The 26,586-nt window shown below is 64.3% G+C and carries 22 protein-coding genes; 8 read left to right on the top strand and 14 right to left on the bottom strand.

Features of this window, described 5'->3' with window-relative positions; all coding sequences use genetic code 11:
* Positions 1-29 precede the first annotated feature (29 nt).
* Positions 30-1,031 (top strand): type I glyceraldehyde-3-phosphate dehydrogenase, encoded by a 1,002-nt coding sequence (gene gap, locus AKL02_RS07410; RefSeq protein WP_078570277.1) that lies wholly within the window; start codon positions 30-32, stop codon positions 1,029-1,031.
* Between the two features lie 242 nt (positions 1,032-1,273).
* Positions 1,274-2,062 (top strand): YfdX family protein, encoded by a 789-nt coding sequence (locus AKL02_RS07405; RefSeq protein WP_165756919.1) that lies wholly within the window; start codon positions 1,274-1,276, stop codon positions 2,060-2,062.
* Here the strand turns inward: AKL02_RS07405 and coaD are convergent, their stop codons facing one another.
* From coaD to AKL02_RS07390, 3 genes are all read right to left on the bottom strand, one after another.
* Positions 2,063-2,560: a pantetheine-phosphate adenylyltransferase gene (coaD, locus tag AKL02_RS07400; protein WP_078519395.1), complete on the bottom strand. Its 498-nt coding sequence runs from the start codon at positions 2,558-2,560 to the stop codon at positions 2,063-2,065.
* A 90-nt stretch (positions 2,561-2,650) separates the two neighbouring features.
* Complete coding sequence (locus tag AKL02_RS07395; RefSeq protein WP_078519396.1) at positions 2,651-3,085, bottom strand: CBS domain-containing protein; 435 nt, start codon at positions 3,083-3,085, stop codon at positions 2,651-2,653.
* Between the two features lie 90 nt (positions 3,086-3,175).
* A complete protein-coding gene (locus tag AKL02_RS07390; RefSeq protein WP_078519397.1) occupies positions 3,176-4,075 on the bottom strand; it encodes a LysR family transcriptional regulator in 900 nt (299 codons plus the stop codon).
* Positions 4,076-4,190: 115 nt separating this feature from the next.
* On the opposite strand from AKL02_RS07390, the gene AKL02_RS07385 reads away from it, so the two are divergent.
* Positions 4,191-5,693 (top strand): CoA-acylating methylmalonate-semialdehyde dehydrogenase, encoded by a 1,503-nt coding sequence (locus AKL02_RS07385; protein WP_078519398.1) that lies wholly within the window; start codon positions 4,191-4,193, stop codon positions 5,691-5,693.
* A 96-nt stretch (positions 5,694-5,789) separates the two neighbouring features.
* On the opposite strand, the gene AKL02_RS07380 is transcribed toward AKL02_RS07385, so the two are convergent.
* The 7 genes from AKL02_RS07380 to AKL02_RS07350 all read right to left on the bottom strand — a co-directional run bounded on the left by AKL02_RS07380 (position 5,790) and on the right by AKL02_RS07350 (position 12,248).
* Positions 5,790-6,140, bottom strand: a complete 351-nt coding sequence (locus AKL02_RS07380) for an H-type lectin domain-containing protein (protein WP_083075116.1) — start codon at positions 6,138-6,140, stop codon at positions 5,790-5,792.
* Positions 6,141-6,246: 106 nt separating this feature from the next.
* Entirely contained in the window at positions 6,247-6,648 is a 402-nt protein-coding gene (locus AKL02_RS07375; RefSeq protein WP_078519400.1) for a F0F1 ATP synthase subunit epsilon, read from the bottom strand.
* A 9-nt stretch (positions 6,649-6,657) separates the two neighbouring features.
* Positions 6,658-8,076, bottom strand: coding sequence for a F0F1 ATP synthase subunit beta (gene atpD, locus AKL02_RS07370; RefSeq protein WP_078519401.1), 1,419 nt, complete (start codon positions 8,074-8,076; stop codon positions 6,658-6,660).
* Between the two features lie 21 nt (positions 8,077-8,097).
* Positions 8,098-8,976 (bottom strand): F0F1 ATP synthase subunit gamma, encoded by an 879-nt coding sequence (locus tag AKL02_RS07365; protein WP_078539505.1) that lies wholly within the window; start codon positions 8,974-8,976, stop codon positions 8,098-8,100.
* Between the two features lie 21 nt (positions 8,977-8,997).
* On the bottom strand, positions 8,998-10,527 hold the full coding sequence (gene atpA / locus AKL02_RS07360) for a F0F1 ATP synthase subunit alpha (RefSeq protein WP_083075114.1): 1,530 nt from the start codon (positions 10,525-10,527) through the stop codon (positions 8,998-9,000).
* Complete coding sequence (locus AKL02_RS07355) at positions 10,528-11,088, bottom strand: F0F1 ATP synthase subunit delta (protein ID WP_078519403.1); 561 nt, start codon at positions 11,086-11,088, stop codon at positions 10,528-10,530. It lies immediately after the preceding gene.
* 401 nt (positions 11,089-11,489) lie between these two features.
* A complete protein-coding gene (locus AKL02_RS07350; protein ID WP_078519404.1) occupies positions 11,490-12,248 on the bottom strand; it encodes a class I SAM-dependent methyltransferase in 759 nt (252 codons plus the stop codon).
* Between the two features lie 62 nt (positions 12,249-12,310).
* Between AKL02_RS07350 and gloB the strand changes: the two genes are divergently transcribed.
* Positions 12,311-13,081 (top strand): hydroxyacylglutathione hydrolase, encoded by a 771-nt coding sequence (gloB, locus tag AKL02_RS07345; RefSeq protein WP_083075111.1) that lies wholly within the window; start codon positions 12,311-12,313, stop codon positions 13,079-13,081.
* Between the two features lie 3 nt (positions 13,082-13,084).
* On the opposite strand, the gene AKL02_RS07340 is transcribed toward gloB, so the two are convergent.
* The 3 genes from AKL02_RS07340 to AKL02_RS07330 form a co-directional block, all read right to left on the bottom strand.
* The gene (locus tag AKL02_RS07340; protein WP_083075109.1) at positions 13,085-13,717 is read right to left on the bottom strand and encodes a LysE family translocator; all 633 of its coding nucleotides are present in this window, start codon (positions 13,715-13,717) and stop codon (positions 13,085-13,087) included.
* A 62-nt stretch (positions 13,718-13,779) separates the two neighbouring features.
* Positions 13,780-15,579 carry a tetratricopeptide repeat-containing sulfotransferase family protein gene (locus tag AKL02_RS07335; protein WP_083075107.1) on the bottom strand — a complete coding sequence of 600 codons (1,800 nt, stop codon included), beginning with the start codon at positions 15,577-15,579 and terminating at the stop codon, positions 13,780-13,782.
* Positions 15,580-15,769: 190 nt separating this feature from the next.
* Positions 15,770-17,566, bottom strand: a complete 1,797-nt coding sequence (locus AKL02_RS07330) for a tetratricopeptide repeat-containing sulfotransferase family protein (RefSeq protein ID WP_165756918.1) — start codon at positions 17,564-17,566, stop codon at positions 15,770-15,772.
* Positions 17,567-17,775: 209 nt separating this feature from the next.
* Here AKL02_RS07330 and AKL02_RS07325 point away from each other — a divergent pair, with 209 nt between their 5' ends.
* From AKL02_RS07325 to AKL02_RS07315, 3 genes are all read left to right on the top strand, one after another.
* Positions 17,776-19,149: an HPP family protein gene (locus AKL02_RS07325; RefSeq protein WP_165756917.1), complete on the top strand. Its 1,374-nt coding sequence runs from the start codon at positions 17,776-17,778 to the stop codon at positions 19,147-19,149.
* 261 nt (positions 19,150-19,410) lie between these two features.
* Entirely contained in the window at positions 19,411-21,729 is a 2,319-nt protein-coding gene (clpA, locus tag AKL02_RS07320) for an ATP-dependent Clp protease ATP-binding subunit ClpA (protein ID WP_078519409.1), read from the top strand.
* Positions 21,730-21,785: 56 nt separating this feature from the next.
* Positions 21,786-22,709: a M23 family metallopeptidase gene (locus AKL02_RS07315; protein WP_083075101.1), complete on the top strand. Its 924-nt coding sequence runs from the start codon at positions 21,786-21,788 to the stop codon at positions 22,707-22,709.
* Positions 22,710-22,712: 3 nt separating this feature from the next.
* Here the strand turns inward: AKL02_RS07315 and AKL02_RS07310 are convergent, their stop codons facing one another.
* Positions 22,713-24,593: a cation:proton antiporter gene (locus AKL02_RS07310; protein WP_083075099.1), complete on the bottom strand. Its 1,881-nt coding sequence runs from the start codon at positions 24,591-24,593 to the stop codon at positions 22,713-22,715.
* A gap of 284 nt (positions 24,594-24,877) precedes the next feature.
* On the opposite strand from AKL02_RS07310, the gene AKL02_RS07305 reads away from it, so the two are divergent.
* Positions 24,878-26,464 carry a DEAD/DEAH box helicase gene (locus tag AKL02_RS07305; protein WP_083075097.1) on the top strand — a complete coding sequence of 529 codons (1,587 nt, stop codon included), beginning with the start codon at positions 24,878-24,880 and terminating at the stop codon, positions 26,462-26,464.
* Positions 26,465-26,586 lie beyond the last annotated feature (122 nt).

The raw sequence follows: 26,586 nt of genomic DNA, 5'->3' as shown, positions 1-26,586 counted from the left end.
TGCCGGGCAGCCAGCCAGAGGAGACGGATATGACGGTTAAAGTTGCCATCAACGGGTTCGGTCGCATCGGCCGCAACGTGCTGCGCGGGATCATCGAGTCGGGGCGCACCGACATCGAAGTGATCGCCATCAACGATCTCGGCCCGGTCGAGACGAACGCGCATCTGCTGCAATTCGACTCCGTGCACGGCAAATTCCCCCATGAGGTCACGACCGGCGAAGACTGGATCGATGCAGGCCGCGGCAAGATCAAGGTCACTGCGATCCGTGACCCGAAAGAACTGCCCTGGGGCGATGTCGATGTCGCGCTGGAATGCACCGGCATCTTCACCGCGCGCGACAAGGCGGCCTTCCACCTCGAGAACGGCTCGAAGCGCGTTCTGGTCTCGGCCCCCGCCAGCGGCGCCGACAAGACCATCGTCTTCGGTGTGAACGACGGTGCGCTGACCGCGGACGACCTCGTCGTCTCGAACGCATCGTGCACCACGAACTGCCTCTCGCCCGTCGCCAAGGCGCTGAACGACGCGATCGGGATCGAGAAGGGCTTCATGACCACGATCCACAGCTACACCGGCGACCAGCCGACGTTGGACACGATGCACAAGGATCTCTACCGCGCCCGTGCGGCCGCGCTGTCGATGATCCCGACCTCGACCGGCGCTGCGAAGGCCGTGGGTCTGGTGCTGCCGGAACTCAATGGCAAGCTGGACGGCGTCGCGATCCGCGTGCCGACGCCGAATGTCTCGGTCGTCGATCTGGTCTTCGAGGCCGGCAAGGACACCAGTGTCGAAGAGGTCAATGCCGCGATCAAGGCAGCCGCTGACGGCCCGATGAAGGGCATCCTCGGCTATACCGACAAGCCCAACGTCTCGAGCGACTTCAACCACGACCCGCATTCGTCGATCTTCCACATGGACCAGACCAAGGTCATGGAAGGCCGCATGGTCCGTATCCTGAGCTGGTACGACAACGAATGGGGCTTCTCGAACCGCATGGCGGACACCGCCGTCGCGATGGGCAAGCTGATCTGAGCGTGATCGGGGCGCAGCCCCGGACATTGCGAACATGACGAAGGGGCGGACCATCTTGGGCCGCCCTTTTTCGTTCACCCCTCACACACGGCTCGCAGAGCATGCACGCGCCCTCTCACCCGCGCCGCGAGCCTTGATGCATGGTGATAGAACCCTTTGAAATCCGGGACGTTTCTGGGTCATGGAGCGCGCCGCCCGGCGCCTCCGCCTTAGCTGAACCCCGTCACGAAAGGGAATATCCCATGGAACGCAGCAAGAAATTCCTCGCCCTCGCCCTCTCCTCCGCGCTGATCGCGGGCCCCGCGAGCTTTGAGATGGCCAATGCCGCCACGACCAACGCCAGCAGCAATTCGAGCGGCACCGCGATGCAGAGCGCGCGGAGCCAAGGTAATGACGCTGTCTCGCAGACCACGGCAAGCTCGACCGACAAGGACTTGCTGACCACGGTCAATGACGCCTACACGGCGATGCGCGAAGTGCGCGCGGCGCGTCTGGCGATCTTCGATGGCAATACCAACATGGCGACCAAGATGACCAAGGACGCCACCGCGAAAATGCAGTCCGCCGAGAAGGCCGAGAGCAAATGGGGCGTGCCCTCGAAAGCGGGCAAGAAAGGCGTGACCTACCTGCCCTTCGACAGCTCCATTGCACTTGGCGAAAGCTTCACGGTCACGCCGGACAACCAGAAAGCGGTCGGCAAGGCCAATCAGCAGATGGCGCAGGGGAACGCAAAAGCCGCCGCCAAGACGCTGAAAGACAACGATATCGACGTGTCGATCTCGGCGGCGATGGTGCCCGCGAAGGCGTCGCTCGCCCACCTGCAGGACGCATCGAAGCTCATCAAGTCGGGCAATTACTACGAAGCGAACCTTGCGCTGAAAGGCGTCGAGGATTCCGTCGTGATCGACCAATGGGGGCTAGATAACCTGCCGCAGCAGGCGGGCAACGCCACGAAATCCTCGGCAAACGCGAGCGGCAGCACTCAGATGCAGCAGAGCAGCACGTCGGGCAAGTCCGCCTCGAACGGCTGATCAGCGGTTGGCGTAAGCCTTGACCAAGGCATCGCGCACGGCGGGGGTGACGAATTTCGACACATCCCCGTCGAGCCGCGCGATCTCCTTCACCAGCTTCGAGGCGATCGCCTGACGCCGTGCATCGGCCATCAGGAACACCGTCTCGACCGAGGCGTCGAGCGCGCGGTTCATCCCGACCATCTGGAATTCATATTCGAAATCGGCCACCGCGCGCAGGCCGCGCACGATCACGCTGGCGCCGACATCCTTGGCGCAGTCGATCAGCAGATTTTCGAAGGGATGGACGACGATCTCCCCGCCGCGGCGGTCGGTGATCTTCGCGCATTCGTCCTGAAGCATGGCGACGCGTTCCTCGAGCGAGAAAAGCGGCCCCTTGTCCCGGTTGATCGCGACCCCGATCACGAGCCGGTCCACCAGAGCCATCGCGCGCTCGATGATATCGAGGTGGCCCAGCGTGACCGGATCGAAAGTTCCGGGGTAAAGACCGATCCGCATGGCATCCTCCCTCGTCGCCCGCCAAAAAGCTCAGCGCACGCAACTATATTGCGTGGCTAAATGCAAGCGGGAAGGTGCCGCAATGCGGCATCAGTTGCCCATGATCATGCCCTGAAGCGACTCTTTCTCCATATGGAGCTCGTTCAGACGCGCCTTGACCACGTCCCCGATCGAGATCACGCCGACCATCTTGCCGTTCTCGCGCACGGGCATGTGGCGGAAGCGGCCCTCGGTCATCAGGCTCATCACCTCTTCGGTGCTGTCCATCGGGGCGCAATGCTTGACGTCGCGAGTCATAACATCTCCGGCGGTCATCACCAGACAATCGGCACCGCGCCGCGCGATTTCACGCACGACGTCGCGTTCCGAGACGATCCCGTCGACGGTTTCCCCGTCTTGCGAGACGATCACCGCACCGATGCGTTTCGAAGAAAGCGTGGCAATCACCTCGCTCAGCTTCATGTCGGGGGCGACGGTGAAAACTTCCATCTCGCCCTTGTTCTTGAGAATCTGCATAACCTGCATCGGCGTCTCCTTGAAAAACGTCGTCTAAACCCAAGCGTCCCACTGCTTTCATAGATTTGTCAACGGCTTTGCGGTTCACGGGGCCGCCAGTTATATTTCAACCGCAGCGTGTTCGAGCCGCGCGACCTCGTCGCGAAGCCCCTGCCCCAGCGCTTCGGCGAAGCGCGTCAGGCGCTCGGATCGGCGGTCATCGGCATGGCGGATCAACCAAAAGGCGCGATTGAGCCGGATCTCGTCGCCCAGCACCCGTTGAACGCCCGGCGCGAAGGGGATCGCGAAATCATGGACGATCCCCACGCCTGCACCCGCCTCGATCATCCGCGTCTGCACGGCCGCTGAATTCGACGCCAGCCCCATCACCTCGGCCTCGGTCTCGGCGAAGTAATCCAGCTCCTTGTCGAAAATCATGTCGGGGATGTAACCGATCATCCGGTGATGGCGCAGATCTTCCTTGCAGGTGATCGGCGGCGCCTTCGCGAGATAGTCGCGATGGGCGGCGAGGCTGAGGTGATAGTCGCTCAGCTTCTGCACGGTCAGGCGGCCTGCGGTCGGGCGCGAGACCGCGATCGCCATATCCGCCTCGCGTTTCGAGAGGTTGAAGACCCGCGGCAGGGCGACGACCTGGATCTCCAGCCCGGGATTGTCTTCGGCGATCTTCGCGCAGACCTGTGGCAGAAGGTAATTCGCGCAGCCATCGGGCGCACCGATCCGCAACTGCCCCGTCAACTGGCCCGCGATGCCGGACAGTTCCTCATCGGCACCCGCGAAGACCTGCTCCGCCGCCTCGGCATGCGGCAGGAGCCGATCGCCCGACTCGGAGAGCGCATAGCCCTGTGGCGATTTCACGAAGAGCTTCGCCCCCACCCCTTCTTCGAGCCGCGCGATGCGCCGCCCCACCGTGGCCGCGTCCAGCTTCAAACGCCGCCCGGCGCCCGACAGGCTCTCAGCCCGTGCGACGGCAAGGAAAATCCGCAGGTCGTCCCAGTCCATATCGCGCTCCTCTTTGCAAAAATGCAAAACGCTTTTGAGCTACTTCCTCTTTTATGCTCATTTTCGCAAGGCTAGAGTGCGCCCAAGCCAAGATTATCTGTAGGAGGAGCGTCTCATGGAAGAAATCGGTCACTGGATCAACGGCAAGCGCGTTGCGGGCACTTCGGGCCGCTTCGGCGAAGTCTTCAACCCCGCCACCGGCGAGCAGATCGCCAAGGTCGCGCTGGCCACTCCGGCCGAGCTGGATGCGGCAATCGCGGACGCCGCGAAAGCGCAGCTGGAATGGCAGAAGGTCAACCCGCAGCGCCGCGCGCGCGTGATGATGAAATTCGGTCAGCTGATCGAGCGCGACATGGACAAGCTCGCCGAGGCTCTGTCGAAAGAGCACGGCAAGACCATCCCCGATGCGAAGGGCGACGTGCAGCGTGGCCTCGAAGTGATCGAGGTCTGCATGGGCGCGCCGGCGATGCTCAAGGGCGAATACACGGGCGACGCTGGCCCCGGTATCGACCTCTACTCGATGCGTCAGCCGCTGGGCGTCGTGGCCGGCATCACGCCGTTCAACTTCCCCGCCATGATCCCGCTGTGGAAAATGGGCCCGGCGCTGTCGGCCGGTAACGCGATGATCCTCAAGCCGTCCGAGCGCGTGCCGACCACCGCGATCATGCTCGCGGAACTGGCGCAGGAAGCCGGTCTTCCCGATGGCGTGCTGCAGGTCGTCAACGGCGACAAGGAAGCCGTGGACACGATCCTCGATCACGAGACGATCCAGGGCGTGGGCTTCGTGGGTTCGACCCCGATCGCGCAATACATCTACGGTCGCGCAGCCACCAACGGCAAGCGCGCGCAGTGCTTCGGCGGTGCGAAGAACCACATGATCATCATGCCCGATGCGGATATGGACAAGGCTGCCGACGCGCTGATCGGCGCGGGCTATGGCGCCGCTGGCGAGCGCTGCATGGCGATCTCGGTTGCGGTTCCGGTGGGCGACGGCACGGCGGATGCGCTCGTTGAGCGTCTCGTTCCGAAGATCGAGAAGCTGAAAGTCGGCCCCTATACCGGCGGCGACGACGTGGATTACGGCCCCGTCATCACCAAGCAGGCGCAGGAGCGGATCAAGTCGCTCATCAATTCGGGTGTCGATCAGGGTGCGAACCTCGTGGTCGACGGCCGCGACTTCTCGCTGCAGGGCTATGAGGACGGCTTCTTCGTCGGCCCGTCGCTCTTCGACAACGTCACCCCCGACATGGACATCTACAAAGAGGAAATCTTTGGCCCGGTCCTGTCGATGGTGCGCACGAAGTCCTATGACGAAGCGCTCGATCTGGTCATCGACAGCCCCTACGGCAACGGCACCGCGATCTACACTGCCGATGGCGATGTGGCACGCGACTTCGCCGCGAACGTCAATGTCGGCATGGTCGGCATCAACTTCCCGATCCCGGTTCCGCTGAGCTACTACACCTTCGGCGGCTGGAAGAAGTCGGCCTTCGGTGACCTCAACCAGTACGGCCCGGACGCCTTCCGCTTCTACACCAAGACCAAGACCGTCACGGCGCGTTGGTTCTCGGGCATCAAGGACGAAGGCGCGGCGCTGAACTTCAAGGCGCTCGACTGATCTTACGGTGGGGCGGTTTGCGAACCGCCCTCCCCCACACAAAGGAAAACGCCCCGCCGATGGACGGGGCGTTTTTCATGGGATGGTCGGTGCGGATCAGTCGATGTCCCAGTCATCCTCATGCGAGACGCCGCCCAGTGCCAGCCAGTCCGCACGCACCCGCGCCACACGGCTGTCGCCCCAGGTGCGGAAGACGATCACGAAGCCCTCCGCCGTGACGCCGTCGCTGGAGATATCCATCCGCGAATTGTGCTTGCCGTCCACGTCCCACATCGACAGCGAGACCTGCACCATCGGCGTCGCACGAAACGGCTCGGGGAAGGCAACCTTCTTGCGCAACTCGCGCGGCCCCTCGCCCGTCCACATGGCGCCGCCATCCTGATAGTCGGAGAACAGCACGAGCGAGCCGCGTTGCATCCCCAGACGGTGGCTTTCGATCGTGATCATCGAGACAGGGCCTTTTTCATTCAACCTGAGGCAGAGCTTACCGCAACTGCAGACAATAAAAAGCCCCGGAAAATCCGGGGCTTCCTAAATCTTTTCGCGAGAGGTCTCAGCTCAGCATATGCGAGCCGAGGGCCTCCATGTCAGCCAGCAGCTTCGCGGTCATGTCGGCCACCGAAGGATGCGCCTCGTCATGGACGCGGCGGGCTTCCTCGATCAGGCGATCGTGGACTTCCTTGGTGAACTCTTCCGCGGGCAGCGAACGCTCGGCCAGAACCGTGATCCCCTCGGGGGTGATCTCGGCGAAGCCACCCGTCACCGCGTAGCTCTGGGTTTCCGACCGCGTCACCATCGTCAGCTTGCCGGGACGCAGCGTGGTCAGCATCGGCGCGTGGCCGGGCATGACCGTGAGGTCACCATCCGCACCAGGCACCATGACCTCGACCGCCGCCTCTTCCGAGGCCAGCTTGCGCTCGGGCGCAACGAGATCGAATTGCATCGTGTCGGCCATAATGCCTCCTTACGCCGCAGCGGCGAGTTTCTCGGCTTTCGCTTTCACGTCCTCGATGCCGCCAACCATGTAGAAGGCTGCTTCGGGCAGGTGATCGTATTCGCCTGCAACAACCGCCTTGAACGACTCGATGGTGTCTTCGAGCGGAACCTGAACGCCGTCCGAACCGGTGAACACTTTCGCAACGTCGAAGGGCTGCGAGAGGAAACGCTGGATCTTACGGGCACGAGCCACGGTCAGCTTATCCTCTTCGGACAGTTCGTCCATACCGAGGATGGCGATGATGTCCTGCAGAGCTTTGTAGCGCTGAAGGATCTCCTGCACCTGACGGGCGACCTTGTAGTGCTCTTCGCCGACGATGCCCGGATCGAGGATACGCGAGGACGAGTCCAGCGGGTCCACAGCCGGGTAGATGCCGAGTTCCGAGATCGCACGCGACAGAACGGTCGTGGCGTCAAGGTGGGCGAAGGTGGTGGCCGGAGCCGGGTCGGTAAGGTCATCCGCGGGCACGTAGACGGCCTGGATCGAGGTGATCGAGCCGGCTTTCGTCGAGGTGATGCGTTCCTGCATCGCGCCCATGTCGGTGGCCAGCGTCGGCTGGTAGCCCACTGCCGAGGGGATACGGCCCAGAAGTGCCGACACCTCGGAACCTGCCTGCGTGAAGCGGAAGATGTTGTCCACGAAGAACAGAACGTCGGTCCCCGACTGGTCGCGGAACTGCTCGGCCAGGGTCAGGCCGGTCAGAGCGACACGCGCACGCGCACCCGGAGGCTCGTTCATCTGGCCGTAGACCAGAGCCACCTGCGAGCTCGACAGATCGTCGGGCTTGATGACGTTGGATTCGATCATCTCGTGGTAGAGGTCGTTCCCTTCACGGGTCCGCTCGCCCACACCGGCGAACACCGAGTAACCCGAGTGCACCTTCGCGATGTTGTTGATCAGCTCCATGATCAGAACGGTCTTGCCGACGCCAGCGCCGCCGAACAGGCCGATCTTACCACCCTTGGAGTAGGGTGCGAGCAGGTCGATAACCTTGATGCCGGTCACGAGGATTTCCGAGGCGGTCGCCTGGCTCTCGAAGTTCGGCGCGGGCTGGTGGATGGCGCGGGTTTCGTCCGCTTCCACGGGGCCCTTCTCGTCCACGGGCTCGCCGATCACGTTCAGGATGCGGCCGAGGGTCGCGTTGCCGACCGGCACCGAGATCGGCTTGCCGGTGTCTTTCACGCCGGCGCCGCGCACGAGACCTTCGGTCGCGTCCATTGCGATGGTACGCACCGAGTTTTCGCCGAGGTGCTGAGCCACTTCGAGAACGAGGCGCTTGCCGTTGTTCTCGGTTTCCAGCGCGTTGAGGATCGCAGGCAGCTCGCCGTCGAACTGCACGTCGACGACGGCGCCGATGACCTGGGTCACTTTACCATTGCTTGCCATGTCTGTCTTTCTCCGGTTCCGTCAGAGCGCCTCGGCGCCCGAAATGATTTCGATGAGTTCCTTGGTGATCGCGGCCTGCCGCGTGCGGTTGTATTCGATCGTCAGCTTGTCGATCATATCGCCCGCATTGCGCGTCGCAGAGTCCATCGCTGACATCCGCGCACCTTGTTCCGAGGCACCGTTTTCCAGCAGAGCCGTGAAGATCTGCGTGGCGACCCCACGCGGCAGCAGATCCTCGAGGATTTGCGTCTCGCTGGGTTCGTAGTCGTAATTGACGCTCGGCGTTTCTTCGCCCTCTTCCGGTTCATAGGAAGCGGGGATGATCTGCTTCGCGGTCGGGCGCTGCGCGATCACGCTCTCGAAGATCGAGAAGAAGATCGTCGCGACGTCGAATTCACCCTTGTCGAAGCGACCGATCAGGTCGCGGGCGATCTTCTGCGCGTCGTCATAGCTCAGGCGCTTGACGTCGCTCAGATCGACGTGGCCGATGAAGTACTGACCGTATTCACGGCGCAGCGCATCGCGGCCTTTCTTGCCGACGGTGAGGATCTTCACCTCTTTGCCCTCGGCCAGCAGCTTGTCAGCCGTCTGGCGCGCGAGCTTCGCAATATTGGCGTTGAAGCCACCGCACAGGCCGCGTTCGGCGGTCATGACCACCAAAAGCTGCACCTTGTCCGAACCGGTGCCCGAAAGCAGGCGCGGCGCGTTGTCCCGGCCCTGGACCGAACTTGCGAGCCCCGCCATCACGGAGTGCATCCGCTCGGCATAGGGGCGCGCAGCTTCGGCCGCTTCTTGAGCGCGGCGCAACTTTGCGGCGGCGACCATTTGCATCGCCTTCGTGATCTTCCGCGTGTTCTTGACGCTTCCGATCCGGTTTTTAAGGTCCTTAAGGCTGGGCATGTCCCTGTCCTTTCAGGCCAATCACGCGTAGGTCTTGGCGAATTCGTCGATAGCGGCTTTCAGCTTGTCGGCCGCGTCACCCTTGATCTTCGGATCCTCGTTCGTGAGCCAGTCGAGGATGTCCTTGCGCGAGTTGCGCAGGTAATCCAGCAGACCCTGTTCGAACTTGCCGACCTCGGAGACCGGGATGCCATCGAGGAAGCCGTTGGTGCCGGCGAAGATGACGGCCACGATTTCCGCGTTGGTGAGCGGCGAATACTGCGGCTGTTTCATCAGCTCGGTCAGGCGCGCACCACGGTTCAGCAGCTTCTGAGTTGCGGCGTCGAGATCCGAGCCGAACTGAGCGAAGGCCGCCATTTCGCGATACTGTGCCAGTTCCAGCTTAACCGGGCCTGCCACGGTCTTCATCGAGTTCGTCTGAGCCGACGAACCAACGCGCGACACCGACAGACCGGTGTTCACGGCGGGACGGATACCTTGGTAGAACAGTTCCGTCTCGAGGAAGATCTGACCGTCGGTGATCGAGATCACGTTGGTCGGGATGAAGGCCGACACGTCGCCGCCCTGGGTTTCGATGACCGGCAGAGCGGTCAGCGAACCGGCGCCGAAGTCTTCGTTCAGCTTCGCCGAACGCTCCAGCAGGCGGGAGTGCAGGTAGAACACGTCGCCCGGGTAAGCTTCGCGGCCCGGCGGGCGACGCAGCAGAAGCGACATCTGACGATAGGCGACAGCCTGCTTCGAGAGGTCATCATAGATGATCAGCGCGTGCATGCCGTTGTCGCGGAAGTATTCCGCCATCGCGGTCGCGGTGTAGGGCGCAAGGTACTGCATCGGCGCGGGGTCCGAAGCGGTCGCGGCGATCACGGTGGTGTATTCGATCGCACCGGTCTCTTCGAGCTTCTTCACCAGCTGCGCCACGGTCGAGCGCTTCTGGCCGATCGCGACGTAGAAGCAGTGCAGCTTGTTGGACGGATCGGCGTCGTTATACGACTTCTGGTTCAGAATGGTGTCGAGCGCGATTGCGGTCTTACCGGTCTGACGGTCGCCAATGATCAGCTCGCGCTGGCCACGGCCGATCGGGATCATGGCGTCAACCGACTTGAGGCCGGTCGCCATCGGCTCGTGAACCGATTTACGCGGGATGATGCCCGGAGCTTTCACGTCGGCGACGCGACGCTCTTTCGCTTCGATGGCGCCTTTGCCGTCGAGTGCGTTGCCGAGACCGTCGACCACGCGGCCGAGCAACGCTTCACCGACCGGCACGTCCACGATGGAGTTCGTGCGCTTGACGGTGTCGCCTTCTTTAATGTCTTGGTCCGAACCGAAGATCACGACACCGACGTTGTCGGTCTCGAGGTTCAGTGCCATCCCGCGGATACCACCGGGGAATTCAACCATCTCACCGGCCTGGACGTTGTCGAGCCCGTAGACGCGCGCGATACCGTCGCCAACCGACAGCACGCGACCGACTTCGGCCACTTGGGCGTCCTGCCCGAAATTCTTGATCTGCTCCTTGAGGATCGCAGAAATCTCAGCTGCTTGGATGCCCATTTATCCGACCTCTTTCATGGCGTTCTTGAGAGAAGCGAGCTTCGAACGGATCGACGTGTCGACCATGCGCGAGCCCAGCTTTACGATCATGCCACCGATGAGGCTTTCATCGACGGCGGTGTTCAGTTTGACGGTCTTGCCCGTCTGGTTCTTCAGCACTTCGGCGAGCTTCTTGGCCTGTGCGGCGCTGAGCTTGCTGGCCGAGGTGACATCTGCGGTCACTTCGCCCTTCTCGTCCGCGATCAGGTCCGACAGCGCCTTGAGCAGCTGCGGCAGCACGAAGAGACGACGCTTGGCGCCCATCAGTTGCAGGCCGTTCTTCATCGGGTCCGACAGGCCCATCTTACCTGCCAGAGCGCCGATTGCGGCGGCCTGCTGGTCGCGCGTGTAGACCGGCGATGCAATCACCTCACGCAGCTCGTCAGAGCCAGCCAGCGCCTCCGACAGCGCGGAGACATCGGCTTCGAGCGCGGCGAGGGCATTTGCTTCGCGCGAGAGTTCAAAAATGGCCAGCGCATAGCGGCCGGCGATGCTTGCGGAAATCGAAGCTGGTTCGGACACGTCCACCCTTCCGATGCGTTTTGCCCCGACCCGGAACAGGCCATGGGGCGCTCCCCCGGCGCGCTTGAGACATGCCCTCCGCGCCGCTTATCGGGGAGGTCACTAGCAGAGCAATCCCCCCCTCGCAACCATCTTGAGCACGAGAATGTGAGCAGAAGCACTCCAATCTGCCCTTCGTCGCGGGAAGGTGACAGGGACGGGAGGATTTTGTGGGCGCTAACAGGAATTTGGACCGGTTGGTCACGGAACGCCGTGCGGGGGTGATTCACCTCAATACGCGTTGGCAGTTCGATAATTATCCGCCTCCCGCGACGGAACACATGAGAGTTGCGCGACGGGCGGTACGCGAACGTGATTGTTGCGTCTCGACTGTTTTTCCCGCGGGAGGCATTAACTCCGTGTCAGGCCGGGTCCGTCGCCGGTTTTACCGCCCCTTCGAGAATCGACAGCGGTTTGCGGACCCGCGCACCGAGGCCGGAATCATGGCGCGCATGGACCTGTTTGGAGACTTCGAGCATCACCACGCCCGCCGCCAGCACGCCCGCCGCCTTGGTGCCCAGCCGCTCCCACATCGCGGCCGAGCGCAGCCAGAAGCGGCGATGGCTCGGCGGGATGTAGAGCGCGCCGGTATGGCGCTCGGGCACGAAGCCGGACCGCCGTGCGAGCTGGTCGAGCTGTCCCAGCGTGTAGGGCTTGCCGAAACCGAAGGGCGTGGTTTCGCGCGGCGCCCAGAGCCCGGCGCGGTTGGGCACGATGAACAGCGCCCTGCCCCCCGGCCCCAGCACCCGCCAGCATTCCTGCATCAGGGCCTCGGAATTGTCGGAGGTTTCGAGCCCGTGCATCACGATCAGCCGGTCCACCCGGCCCGTCTCCAGCGGCCAGCGCGCCTCGTCGCACAGGACCGAGACATTGGGCATCCCCGCAGGCCAAGGCATTACGCCCTGCTCGGCCGGCATCAACCCGATCACCCGGCGCGCAGGCTCCAGATAAGGACGCAGCAGCGGCACCGCGAAGCCGTAACCCGCCACCGTCTGCCCCGCCATCTGCGGCCCCGTCGCGGGCCACATGGAAACAACGCGATCCCGGATTGCCCGCTGCGCCGCACGGCCTAGCTGGGTCCGGTAGTAGAAATTCCGCAGGTCGAGTACGTCGAGATGCATTGCGCCTTTCGCTTCCTTCGGCTTAGCTATGTGCCAAGATAATCAAAGCGGTAGAAAACACCATGGCCGTTGAGCTTCTCATCATTCCCTGTCTCGCCGACAACTATGCCTATGTCGTGCACGAGGCGGCGACGGACACAACCACCGTGATCGACGTTCCCGAAGCGCCGCCCGTTCTGAAGGCGCTGAACGAACGGGGCTGGAAAGCGAATCTGATCCTGCTGACGCATCATCACGCCGATCACATCGATGGCGTTCAGGCGCTGTCAGCGGCAACGGGGGCGAAAATCGTGGGGGCCAAGGCGGATGCGCATCGTCTGCCCAAGCTCGATCAGGAGGTTTCGCCCGGCGAAAAACTCGCGATCGGGATGGAGCATGTCGAGGTTCTGCCCGCCGATGGGCATACGGTCGGCCATATCGCCTATTACTTCCCCGAGGGCGGCCTGCTGTTTTCCGGCGACAGCCTGATGAGTTGGGGCTGCGGGCGTCTCTTCGAGGGCTCGGCGCAACAGATGTATGACACGTTGTCGCGGTTTAGCGAGTTGCCCGACGAGACGCTGGTCTGTTCAGGGCATGAATATACTGAGGCAAATGGTCGCTTCGCGCTCTCGATCGAACCGGAGAACCCGAACCTCATCGACCGGATGGAGAATGTCCGCGCCATTCGCGCTCAGGCCCGCCCCACCGTTCCGGTCGAACTGGGTCTGGAGAAAGCGACCAACCCGTTCCTGCGCGGCGACGATCCGAAACTGCGCGCGGCGCTCGGCCTGCCCGAAAGCGCAACGCCGGTCGAAGTCTTCACCGAAGCGCGCGCTCGCAAGGACCGGTTCTAGGTCTCACCGTCGCGCGTCGCGCAGCACGCTCAGCGCCAGCGCGGCGAGCACCGTCCCCATCGCCCAGCGTTGCACCCGCATCCAGAGCGGGCGCGTCGCGAGGAACCGGGCCATCGCGCCGGCGCCCATCACGATTGCAGCATTCACACCCACCGAGATGACGATCTGCACTGCGCCCAGCGCCAGTGACTGCGCCAGCACCGATCCCGCCGCAGGGTCGATGAATTGCGGCAGCAGCGACAGATACATCACCGCGATCTTCGGATTGAGGAGGTTGGTGACGAAGCCCCTCACGAACAGCTTGCGCGGCCCGTCCATGGGCAGTTCGCGCGTCTCAAAGGCCGAGCGCCCGCCCGGCCGCACCGCCTGCCATGCCAGCCAGAGCAGATAGAGCGCCCCGGCAATCCGCAGCGCGTCGTAGGCATACGGGACGGCGAGCACGATCGCAGTAATCCCGAAGGCCGCACAAAGCATGTAGAAGACGAAACCCAGCGCCACCCCACCCAGAGAGATCATCCCCGCGCCTCGCCCCTGACAGATCGTGCGCGAGACCAGATAGATCATGTTGGGACCGGGGCTCAGCACCATGGCCAGCGCCACGGCACCGAAAGCGAAGATTTGGGACAACTCGGGCATCGCGGGGCTTTCCTAGAGGTCCGGGCAGATTAGCGCGCCCACCGCGCGCCGCAAGCCAGCGCTTAGTCGAGCTTCGCGAAAGCCGCCTTCAAGTACGGGGCGTATTTCTCCCAATCCTGCGAGCTGCCCTTGTAGATCGGCTTGCGCACCTGCGTGTTCGACGTGGTCGCAACCGTGCGGACGTTGTCCTGAGGGCGCAGGCAGGCGTCCTCCCAAGGCAGCCCGAGCGCCTCGATCAGCGCACGGCTGCGCGCCTCGGGGTCTTCCGTCAGCGCCTCGTAGTCGCAATCGACGATCGTGCCGGGCTGCGTCGCCCAATGCGCCATCAGATCGCGATAGAGCCCGTGATAGGTCACGAGATCGTCCAGATCATGCGCGTAGCCATTCCCCGCGCTGGAAAAGAAGTTGCGATAGATCGACCAGAGCGTCGCGCGCGGATCACGATGGACATGCACGATGAGCGCGCGCGGAAACAGCGCCCGGATCGCGCCGATCCAGCGGAAGTTGAGCGGCATCTTGTCGGTCACGAAGGGCTTGCCATCGGCCAGCCCGGTCAGCGTCTCGTAATAGGCGGCACGGATCCGCCCCGCCTCCCGGGTCAGGGACTCCGGGTCGCTCCAGTCGAGCGCGCTCATCTCGCGGTCGAGCGTGGCGATCTCGTCGCCGGGCGCGACCTGACTGTGCTGGGTGACGATCTGCTCGACCAGCGTCGTGCCCGAACGCGGCAGGCCCAGCAGGAAGATCGGCACCGGGGCAGCCCGGTCGGCCTCGGTCTCGGGGATCGGCGGATAAGCTTCGGCAAACCGGTCGCGCAGCTGCGCAAACAGCGTGCGATCCTGCGCGATGTCATAGCCCAGCTCGGCCTTGCGCCGGGCATTGGCCGAGTGCCAGAGCGCGAAGGCCCGCTCGGACCTGCCCACATCATGCTGCGCCTTTGCCAGCGCGAATTCGAGCAGCATCCGGTCATGCTCCGAATGGCCTTCCGTCGCGACCTGCGTCTCGAGTTGCGAAAGCAGCGGGTCATCGGGTACGAAGCGATGCAGGGGCGAGAGGTTCCACCAGGCCTCGGCATAACTCGGGTCAGCGGCCAGCGCCCCCTCGAACCGCGTCTGCGCCCCCGCCAGATCGCCTTCGGCGAGAAGCACGATGCCAAGATTGTTCAACAGCAACACATGGTGCGGATCGAGCGACAGCCCCTTTTCCAACCGGAGCCGCGCCGCAGCGAAATCCCCCTCGTTCAGCAGCAGGTTGCCCAGATTATTGAGCATATGCACATCATTCGGCGCGACCTCGAGCGCGGCCTCGAACCGTGTGCGCGCCTCGGCCTCGCGGCCGAGCGCGAGCAGCGCATTGCCCATATTGTTGAGCGCGACCGGATCGCGTGGGCGCAGCGCCAACACGCGCTCGAACTGAACGACTGCGTCTTCGTGCTGGCCCAGCTCCATCATCTCATTGCCCAGATTGCCATGCGTGTCGGCGTGATCCGGACGCAAGGCGATCAGGCGGCGATAGGTCTCGGCCGCCCCGGCATGATCGCCAAGCGCCCCCTGCCCCGCCGCGCGGAATTCGAGCAACAGTATGGTGTCAGGATGGATCCGCAGCGCGCGGTTCGCCTGCTCGACCAACTCGCGATTGCGCCCCGTCTGCATCAGCCCCATCAACTGCTGCACCAGCGCGCGCGGCGGCCCCGCGGCGGGTTTCGTCTTGCTGGCCTGCCCCAGTGCCTCAAGCCCCGCTTTCGCGCGCTTGTTGCCGGGAAACCGCCCGAGCACTTCGCGGTAAAGCGCCTCGGCCTGCGCAAATTCCCCACGCTTTGCATGACTGCGCGCAGCAAGCAGAACCTTGTCGACGGACCAAGCCATTGGCTTTCACTCGCAAAATCGCCCCCCGACCATTGCGAGCACCCACGCCATGAAGAGCGCGGCAGAAAACCTGCCGCAACAACATCGCGAGGCGCACCTAAGGAAAAAATGAAACCGCTCGGGAATCGGGGGAGGCTTACCTAAGTGCCCTCACAGGTTAATGACGATTCTGTGACAAACAAGCCCGGACTCAGTCGAGCTTGGCGAAAGCTGCCTCCAGATGGGGCGCGAATTTCTCCCACGCCTGCGAGCTGCCCTTGTAGATCGGTTTCGTAACCTGATCGCGCGACGCGGTGCGCGCGATGCGCGTATTGTCCTGCGGGCGCAGACACGCCTCGTCGAAAGGCAGTTCGAGATAGGCCAGCATGTCGCGGATCACCGGCTCCGGCGTCGCGGTCAGCTGTTCGTAATCGAGATCGTAAAGCGTCGCGCCGAACAGCGTGCGCCAATGCGCCATCAGGTCGCGATAGAGGCCATGATAGGCAACGAGATCGTCCAGATCATAGGCGTAATCATTGCCGTCGGAGCTGAAATTGAGCCGGAAGATCGACCAGATCACCGCACGCGGGTCGCGGTTGGTGTGGACGATCTTCGCCTGCGGGAAAAGCGCCCGGATCGCGCCCAGCCAGCGGAAATTGAGCGGCATCTTGTCGGTCACGAAGGGCGCGCCCTGCCCGAGCTTACGCAGTTTCTCGCGATACTCGGCGCGGATCTCGGGTGCTTTCTGCGCCAGCAGACCGGGGGCGGTCCAGTCGAACTCGTTGAACTGTTGGCTCAGCTCGGTCAGCTCTCCGCCCGGTGCGACCTGCGGGTGCGCCGAGATGATCTGCTCGGTCAGGGTCGTGCCCGAGCGCGGCAGGCCGACGATGAAGATCGGCTCGGGACCGTCAGGCGCGGCTTCGGCGAATTCGGCGGGCGGAGCGGGAAACGCCTGTTTGATCTGAGCGAAACGCTCCACGTCGCGCGCAATGGTGTAGCCCTGAGCCTCTTTGCGCAGCGCATTGCCGCGCGTGTAATGATCGAAAGCAGCCTCGGTCTCGCCCGACTCCTCGCGCAGCTTGCCAAGTGCGAATTCGAGCCCCGCGCGTTGCTTCGCGCTATGGCCCGGCTGCGCGAGCGAAGCCGTGAGCGCATCGAAAAGCGGATCGTCCGCTGTGGCGCGCTGGATATGGGCGAGCCCGGCGAGTGCATCCGGGAAGCCGGGCCGGTAGTGCAAAGCGCGCTCGTAACTCTCGCGCGCCGATTGCTTGTCGCCTTTTGCGAGAAGGAGATCGCCCAGCGACGACAGGGTCAGATAGTGATCGGGCACTTTGTGCAAGAAGGCCTTGAGGTGGAATTCCGCCTCCTCCAGCTCTCCATCTTTCGCCAGCATATTCCCCAGATTCAGCTGTGCCTCGGCGAAATCGGGCGCAGCCTCATGGGCGGCGTGATAAAGTTTGCGCGCGGTCTTGTCGTCACCCGCCCGGCGTTTCGCATTGCCGATGTTATTGAGCGAAACCGGATCGCCGGGCCGTAATTCCAACACGCGCTCGAACTCGGCCACGGCCTCGTCGTCGCGGTTCAGCGCCATCAACTCGTTGCCGTAGCTGCCATGCGCGTCGGGCGCGTCAGGAAACATGCCCACCAGTTCGCGATAAAGCGCCGCCGCGCCCTCGTGATCGTCCAGCGCCGAGAGCGCCGCTGCACGGACTTCCATCGCAGCCGGAGCCCGCGGGAATTGCTTGAGGACACGGGCGGCGGCCTCGGCGGCCTCGCGGTCACGGCCCGACTTCTTAAGGCCGAAGAGCTGGTCGATCACCGGGCGCGGTGGGTTCATCGGACGGGTGGAGGCGCGGGTCTGCGCGATCTCGACCAGCCCGGCCTGCGCGCGCTTGTTGCCGGGAAACCGCGCCAGCACCTCGCGATAGAGCGCCTCGGCCTCGGCAAAGGCTCCGCTTTTCGCATGGGCCTTCGCCGCGCGCAGCGTCTTGTCTATCGGTCCGGCCATCGCGCTCTCCCCGTTTTGCGTCCCGCCTGTAAAGTCGCGCCGCACCATAGAGGCACCGCGCATGATGGCAAGATGTCAGACGCCCTTGCGGTGCCGTCCGACCATCAACCGCCATGCCCTCTCACCGCCCCCGCGCTTGCATCCGCGCGTGGCAGGCGCGATACCTGTCGCACCTTTTTCAACCCAGCGAACCGATGCCGATCTCACACTTGCCCAAGAATGTCCGCCGCCAGTTGCGCCGCTTCGGTCCCTCCATGGGGCGCAGGCCCGCGGTCGACATTCTGCGGGGCGCGGTTGGCGCAGGTGTGGCGATCCTCGTCGTGACCTTCATCGTGGCCACCCTGCCCCATTCGCGTCAGGCGGGGATCTACCTCGTCTCCAGCTTCGCCTCGATGGCGGTGCTCTTGTTCGTTTTGCCGAATTCGCCTCTGGCGCAGCCGTGGTCCGCGATGATGGGGATGATGATCTCTGCCGTGGTGCCGGTCGCGGTGCTGATGGTGACCCCGCCGCCCTATGCGGACGGGCTGGCGGTCGGCGGGTCGATCGCGGCGATGATGGCGGCGCGCGCACTGCATCCGCCCGCAGCCGGGATCGCGCTGCTGGTGGTTTTGGAACACGAGGCGGGACGACGGCTCGGCTTCGATTTCGCGATCTTCCCGATCGCGGTGATGACCGTGCTGATGATCGGTTTCGCGATGCTCTGGAACCGGCTGTTCGGCATTTCCTACCCGACGCGCCCGCTCGCCTATCATCCGGCCCATGTCGGACGCGCCCGCGGCCCGGCCCGCTCGCTGAGCCAGCGCGATCTGTCGAACCTGCTGGTCGAGTTCAACCAATCGGCCAATATGGACCCGGCAGATCTGGCGCGGCTGATGGCGGTGGCCGAACACCGCGCCGCCGAGTCCCTTCTCGCCGACACCCATGTCCGCGATCTGATGACGCAGAACCCCGTCACCGTCAGCCCCGAAGCGCCGCTGTCCGAGATTGTGCGCAAGATGACCGCGCTTAACGTGCACACGCTGCCGGTGGTCGATAATTCCGGCTATTACCTCGGCGTGGTCGATCAGCACGACGCGCTGGAGGAACTGTTCAAGGAATTCGACATCCTGCGCCGCCCCTTGCGCTTTCGCGCGGCCCCGCCCGAGGCAGAGGTCCGCGCGATCTTCCATACCGATATCGAGACGGTCGAGGGCGATACGCCGGTGGGCGAATTGCTCGAACGGCTGGCCCGGCGCGAGGCGCGCGTCGTGCCGGTGACCGAAAGCGGACGGCTCGTCGGGATCCTGACCCGGACCGACATCATGGCGCTGCTTTTGGAGCATTCGCCTGCCGCCCATACCGAGGCGGAGCTCGACGAAGAAGTCGACGACGACGACGACGACGAGAATACATCCGCTGAGGAGCCCTCGACCAAATCGCCGCCCGCGGCGCGCGCCGAAGACACGCCTGCGCGCGGGGGCAACACCGACCCCGAAGAGGCCGAACTGGCCGCGGAATTGCACCAGAGCACCGCGCGCCGTCCGCCGGTCTATGAGGACACGCAATACGACACCGCTGAAAGCCGCGGCGAGTCGCCCAAGTAACCGGCACTACGCTTGAACGCGCGAAAACCCTCCCCATATGGGAGAGGTCACACGCAACCCCCCAAGATATTGCGCGCCTCATCGGTATCCCTGCACCGTCGCGCCCGTTAAATGACCGTTTTTTCCGCACGAATCGGAGTCCGGTCGGATTTTGGGCATGAAAAGACTTGAAGCGCGGCGATTTCCACCGAACTTTAATCTTATAGGGCAACACTAGGCTGGGTATCCTCCCGCGCCGCCCTCCGAGGAAAGGAGCAGATAATGCCGTCGTTTTCCAATACGCTCGAACAGGCAATCCACGGGGCGCTGGCGCTCGCCAATGCCCGAAAGCATGAACTCGCGACGCTAGAACACCTGCTCCTCGCCTTGATCGACGAGCCGGACGCCGCGCGGGTGATGAAGGCCTGCGCCGTCGACACCGACGAATTGCGCCAGACCTTGGTGGAGTTCATCGACGATGAGCTGTCCACCCTCGTGACCGAAATCGAAGGTTCGGAAGCCGTGCCGACCGCCGCCTTCCAGCGCGTGATCCAGCGCGCGGCCATCCATGTCCAAAGCTCGGGCCGCTCGGAAGTGACCGGGGCCAATGTGCTCGTCGCGATCTTCGCGGAACGCGAAAGCAACGCCGCCTACTTCCTGCAAGAGCAGGACATGACCCGCTACGACGCGGTGAACTTTATCGCGCATGGCGTGGCGAAGGACCCCGAGTTCGGCGAAACCCGCCCGGTGTCGGGCGCCGAGGAAGAGGCCAAGGCGGAAGGGGCAACCCAGGCCGAAGCCAAGGATTCCGCGCTCGAGAAATACTGCGTGAACCTCAACGCGAAATCCGAGAAGGGCGATGTCGACCCGCTGATCGGGCGCGAACACGAGGTGGAGCGCTGCATTCAGGTGCTGTGCCGCCGCCGCAAGAACAACCCGCTTCTGGTGGGCGATCCCGGCGTGGGCAAGACCGCGATTGCGGAAGGCCTCGCGCTGAAGATCACGCGCGGCGAAACCCCGGAGATCCTCGCCAATTCGACGATCTACTCGCTCGATATGGGCGCTTTGCTCGCGGGCACCCGCTATCGCGGCGACTTCGAAGAGCGTCTGAAGGCTGTCGTGAAGGAGCTTGAAGAGCATCCCGACGCGATCCTCTTCATCGACGAGATTCACACCGTGATCGGGGCTGGCGCGACCTCGGGTGGCGCGATGGATGCGTCCAACCTCCTGAAGCCCGCGCTTCAGGGCGGCAAGCTGCGCACCATGGGCTCCACCACCTACAAGGAGTTCCGCCAGCACTTCGAGAAGGACCGCGCGCTGAGCCGCCGGTTTCAGAAGATCGACGTGAACGAGCCGTCGGTGCCGGATTCCATCAAGATCCTGATGGGTCTGAAGCCCTATTTCGAGAAGCACCACGACATTCGCTACACCAACGACGCCATCAAGACGGCGGTGGAGCTGTCGGCGCGTTATGTCCATGACCGCAAGCTGCCCGACAAGGCGATCGACGTGATCGACGAGGCGGGCGCGGCCCAGCATCTCGTGGCCGAAAGCAAGCGGCGCAAGACCATCGGCCCGAAAGAGATCGAGGCGGTCGTCGCCAAGATCGCGCGGATCCCGCCGAAATCGGTCTCGAAGGACGATGCCGAGGTGCTCAAGGATCTCGAGAAGTCCCTCAAGCGCGTCGTGTTCGGTCAGGACAAGGCGATCGAGACGCTCTCCTCCGCGATCAAGCTGGCCCGTGCGGGTCTGCGCGAGCCGGAGAAGCCGATCGGCAACTACCTCTTCGCGGGTCCGACCGGCGTCGGCAAGACCGAGGTCGCCAAGCAGCTCGCCGATACGCTCGGCGTGGAACTGATGCGCTTCGACATGTCGGAATACATGGAGAAGCACGCGGTCTCGCGTCTGATCGGCGCGCCTCCGGGCTATGTCGGCTTCGATCAGGGCGGCATGCTGACCGACAGCGTCGACCAGCACCCGCATTGCGTGCTGCTGCTCGACGAGATCGAAAAGGCGCACCCGGATGTCTACAACATCCTGCTGCAGGTGATGGATCACGGGAAGCTCACCGACCATAACGGCCGGACCGTCGACTTCCGCAATGTGATCCTGATCATGACCTCGAATGCGGGCGCCGCAGAACAGGCGAAGACCGCAATCGGCTTCGGGCGCGATCGGCGCGAGGGCGAAGATACGGCCGCGATCGAGCGGACCTTCACGCCCGAGTTCCGCAACCGTCTGGACGCGGTGGTCAGCTTCGCGCCGCTGCCGCGCGAGGTGATCCTGCAGGTGGTCGACAAGTTCGTGCTGCAACTCGAAGCGCAGCTCATCGACCGCAACGTCCATATCGAGCTCACCCCGGCTGCCGCGAACTGGCTCGCCGAGAAGGGCTACGACGACAAGATGGGCGCGCGTCCGCTGGGCCGGGTCATTCAGGAGCATATCAAGAAGCCGCTCGCCGAAGAGCTGCTCTTCGGGAAGCTCACCAAGGGCGGCGTCGCCAAGGTCTCGATCAAGGACGACAAGATCGTCATCAAGGTCGAGGAACCGGGCAAGAAGCGGATCTCCGGCTCCAAGCCGCGCCTGCTGACCGCCGAATGATCTAGGCCGTGCTCCGCGCGGTATTGATAAGCCTACTCGTCCCGGCCGTGCCCTGCATGGCCGGGACTTTTCTAACCGACGCGCCGAAGCTGGAGATGCCGGTCGAGTGCACACTTGGCCAAGACTGCTACATCCAGAACTACGTCGACCGCGACCCCGGCTCCGGTGTGCGCGATGCGGGTTGCGGCGGGCTAACCTATGACGGGCACAAGGGCACCGATTTCGCACTGCTGACCGAAGCGCAGATGCAGGCGGGCGTGCAGGTGATCGCCGCCGCCCCGGGCCGGGTGATCGCCACCCGAGACGGAGAGCCCGACGGGGCTTATGTCGGCGGCGAAACGGTCGCGGACAAAGAATGCGGAAACGGGATCGTCATCGATCTCGGCAATGGCTGGCAGACCCAGTATTGCCATCTGCGCGAAGGCTCCATTTCCGTGAACCGGGGCGACCGGGTAAAAGCCGGCGAACCGCTCGGCCTCGTCGGACAATCGGGCCAAGCGGAATTCCCGCATCTGCATCTTTCGCTGCGCCACGACGTCACCGTAGTTGACCCGTTCGACCCAGACATGCAGGACGCCTGCGCCACCAATGCGACGCAAACGCTCTGGTCCGCCCCGATCACCTATCGGCCGAGCGGATGGCTCGAGGCCGGGCTCACCGCCACCGTGCCACGCTTCGAGACAGTCTTGACCGGCGCTCCCCTGCCCCCGCCCAGCGACACCGCACCCGCGCTCGTCTTGTGGGGCTACGGTTTCGGCCTGCGTGCGGGGGACACGATCGGGTTCGAGATCACCGGCCCGGACGGGATCAGCATCAGCACGACCACCGAGGTCGACGCGTCCAAGGCCCGGTTCTTCCGTTATGTCGGGAAGAAAGCCCCGCCGGGCGGATGGCCGAGGGGCCGCTACGACGGCCAGATCACGCTCAGCCGTGATGGCGCGGTGATCGCTCGCCGCACCCTCACCGCCCGGATCGACTAAACCTCACGGGATCCGCGCGGCAGGCCCCGGCTGACCCGAGGGTTTCTCCCCGGCCTTGGCCTTCTGCGTGGTCTCTTCCTCGAAGGCCTCGGGCGGCAGGAGCGAGATCAACCGCCCGCCCGGCTCGACCTTCATTTCGGCCGGGTCGATCACGAAGCGCAGATCGCCGCTTTTTGCAACGACCATCACGGGCTTCGCCTTGGGCCGCTTTTCTCGCCACTGGGTCAGCGTGTATTCCTCGGTGATCCGGGTCACGCGGAAACGCCAGCCCTCGGACAACAGCTTCTCCCAATTCTCCAGCGTCCGCCCCTCGCCAAAGCGGCGCCCACCGAGCTGCGTCGGCAGCGCGTGACGCTCGCGGTCGTCCTTCTGGCGCGGCACCTGCCAGACCTTGTCGCGGCCCAGCTCGGGCGCGAGATCGGTCGCGACGAGCGTGTTGTAGGCGTCGTTATCGGTGGCCGCGAGCAGGGTCGAATAGGCCATCAGCTCGACCTTGTCCTCCGCCGCCTCGCCCAGAATGTCACCGTAGAAGGTCTTGAGCCCATTGGCGCGCGGGCGGATCAGGTGGGCATGGTTCGGATCGGTGATCAGCACCGGCACCTCGGCCTTGTTCAGCGTTTCGGCCAGCGCCGTGGTGAAGCGCGAGCCGCCCACGATCAGCAGCCCCGGCTTGTCGGCATTGGCGAGCCCCAGCTTCCGCGCCAGCGGCGCCAGCGTGAAGCCGTGCACGATCACCGTGACCAGCACCAGAACGAAGGCCAGCGGCCCGATCCGCAGCCCGTCTGCGACGCCGATCTCGGCCAGACGCTGCCCGAAGAGGCCCGCCACCGCGACCAGAACCACACCGCGCGGGCCGGTAAAGGCGATCAGCAGCCGCTCGTTGCGCGGCAGTGCTGTCCCGATCAGCGAGATCAGCACTGTTAGCGGCCGCGCCACCAGCACCACGAGAATAACGAACAGGAGCGCGTGCCAGTCGAGGGCGGCCAGCTGGTCGATCTCGATATTCGCGGCGAGCAGGATGAACACGCCCGAGACCAGCAAGACCGTCGCATGCTCCTTGAAACGGCGCAGTTCCTCGTAGGACGGCAGGTCGGCATTGCCGATCACCAGCCCCATCACGGTGACCGCCAGCAGCCCGCTTTCATGCAGCACGTGATCCGTCACCGCGAAGGTACCCAGAAGCGTCGCGAAGAGCACCGGCACCTTCATGAATTCCGGCACCCACCCGCGCGAGAAGCTGCGCGCGATGCCCCAGCCGATCACACCGCCGATCGCGGCCGCAAAGCCGATACCGAGCGCGAGATGCCCGACCGCCTCGCCCATCGGCAGGTTGGAGCGCAGCGTGAACACCACCTCGAAGGCCAGAACCGCCGCCAACGCGCCGATCGGATCGTTCACGATGGCTTCCCATTGCAGCAGACGCGCAGGGCGGCGGGCAAGTTTCGCCGTGCGCAGAAGCGGCGCGATCACCGTGGGGCCGGTAACGACCATGATGCCGCCGAAAACAGCCGCGCTTTCCCAGCTGAGCCCCGCGCCCCAAACGAGCGCGAGCACCGAGAGGAACCAGCCCAGAGGCGCGCCGATGAAGACCAGTCGCCGTACGCCGGTTTTCGCGTCGCCCAAGCGGTGGAAATCGAGGGAGAAGCCCCCCTCGAACAGGATCACCGCCACGGCGAGCGCGATCAGAGGGCTCAGCAAGTCGCCGAAATCCCGGCTCGGGTTCAACAGCCCTGTCGCGGGCCCTGCGATGAGCCCTGCGACCAGCATGATCACGATGGCGGGCAGGCGCAGGCGCCAGGCCAGCCATTGCGCCCCAACACCGCACACCCCCACCAGCGCAAAGGCCAATACCGGGCCGAGACCCGCCGATTCCGCAACTGCCATACCTGTCCCTCGTCACGCTTCCGGATCAAACCCCGCTCAGGAGGTCAGGTTCCGTGCCCTTTTGCAAGAGGCCGAATATCGCGCAGGACCGCGCTATGTTCCGCGCGCAGCCCCGGGTCACCCCCTGAAAAGATTGACCTTTGCGTCGCAATCCGGTAGGGCGCAGTCAAGCTCCGTAATCCGGCGGAGCTTCTCCTGGGCGCCCGGTTCCTAAAGCGCCCGATAGCGGCCCCGCCCGATGCGGGTCGCGACAGGACGCGATCAAAGGTAAACCAAGGAAACCCATGACTAAATTCACCGATCTGAAGCTGGACCCGAAAGTCCTTTCCGCCGTTGTCGATGCTGGCTACGAAGAGCCCACGCCCATTCAGGCTGGCGCCATTCCGCCCGCGCTCGAAGGCAAGGACGTGCTCGGCATCGCGCAGACCGGGACCGGCAAGACCGCCAGCTTCACCCTGCCGATGCTGACGCTGCTGCGTCGGGGCCGCGCCCGCGCCCGGATGCCGCGCTCGCTCGTGCTCTGCCCGACGCGCGAACTGGCAGCCCAGGTCGCCGAGAACTTCGACCTCTACGCCAAGAACACCAAGCTGACGCGCGCGCTGCTGATCGGCGGCGTGTCGTTCGGCGAGCAGGACAAGCTGATCGACAAGGGCGTCGACGTGCTGATCGCGACGCCGGGCCGCCTGCTCGACCATTTCGAGCGTGGCAAGCTGATCCTGACCGACGTGAAGGTCATGGTCGTCGACGAGGCCGACCGGATGCTCGACATGGGCTTCATCCCGGATATCGAGCGCATCTTTCAGCTGACGCCGTTCACGCGCCAGACGCTGTTCTTCTCGGCCACGATGGCCCCGGAGATCGAGCGGATCACCAACACCTTCCTGCATGCGCCGACGCGGGTCGAAGTTGCGCGTCAGGCGACCACGGGTGCGAACATCACCCAGAAGCTGATCCAGATCGAACCGGCGCGCCGCGACCAGACGGCCAAGGCCAAGCGCGAATTGCTGCGCGCGGTGATCTCGGCCGAGGGCGAGGCCTGCACCAACGCGATCGTCTTCTGCAACCGCAAGGTCGATGTCGATATCGTCGCGAAAAGCCTGCAGAAATACGGCTTCGACGCCGCCCCGATCCACGGCGACCTCGACCAGAGCCAGCGCACGCGCACGCTCGAGAATTTCCGCGATGGCAAGCTCAAACTGCTGATCGCCTCCGACGTGGCCGCGCGCGGTCTCGACGTGCCCTCGGTGAGCCACGTCTTCAACTACGACCTGCCGATGCATGCCGAGGATTACGTCCACCGGATCGGCCGCACGGGTCGCGCGGGCCGCAAGGGCACGGCGATCTCGATCGCGGTCCCGTCGGACGAGAAGTTCCTTAGCCAGATCGAAAGCCTCGTCGAGCAGGAAATCCCGCGCGCCGAGCCGCCGGAAGATTTCGAACTGTCCGAAGGCGCGAAGCAACCGGCGCGCAAGCGCGAAGACGCCAAGGGCGGTCGTTCGCGCGGCGGGCGCAGCCGGGATCGTGGCGGGCGTGGGTCGAAACGCGACCAGCGCAGCGAAGAGACGCAGCAGCCGCAAAGCGCCGCGCCACAGGAGCAGCAGGAGCAAGAGCAGGCGCCCAAGAAAGCCGAGGCTCAGCCCGAAGAGGCCCGCAGCGAAGCAGCCCCCGAGGCCGCGAGCGCTCCGAAGCCGCAATCGCGCAGCCAGTCTTCCGACGAGGGCGGTAATGCCCGCCGGTCGCGCGGTGGTCGCAACCGCCGCGAGCGCGACAACGAAGTCGTGGGCATGGGCGATCACGTTCCGGACTTCCTCACCGTCTCCTTCCGCCCCGGCGCGGTTGAGGAGACCGCCGAGGACAAAGCGGACAGCTGACGCTTTCGTATTGGTAAAAATATCCCCGCCGGAGGCTTCCTCCGGCGGGGTTTTTCTTTGTCTTGAAAGATGGAGCGCGCCCCTACCCGCCTGCGCTTGGGGCGATCCGCGCCCTTTTGGGG

This window comes from Thioclava electrotropha (assembly GCF_002085925.2).
GTDB classification, from domain to species: domain Bacteria; phylum Pseudomonadota; class Alphaproteobacteria; order Rhodobacterales; family Rhodobacteraceae; genus Thioclava; species Thioclava electrotropha.
Note: the sequence above shows the minus strand (reverse complement) of the source record. Positions and strands in the feature narration are given on the sequence as shown.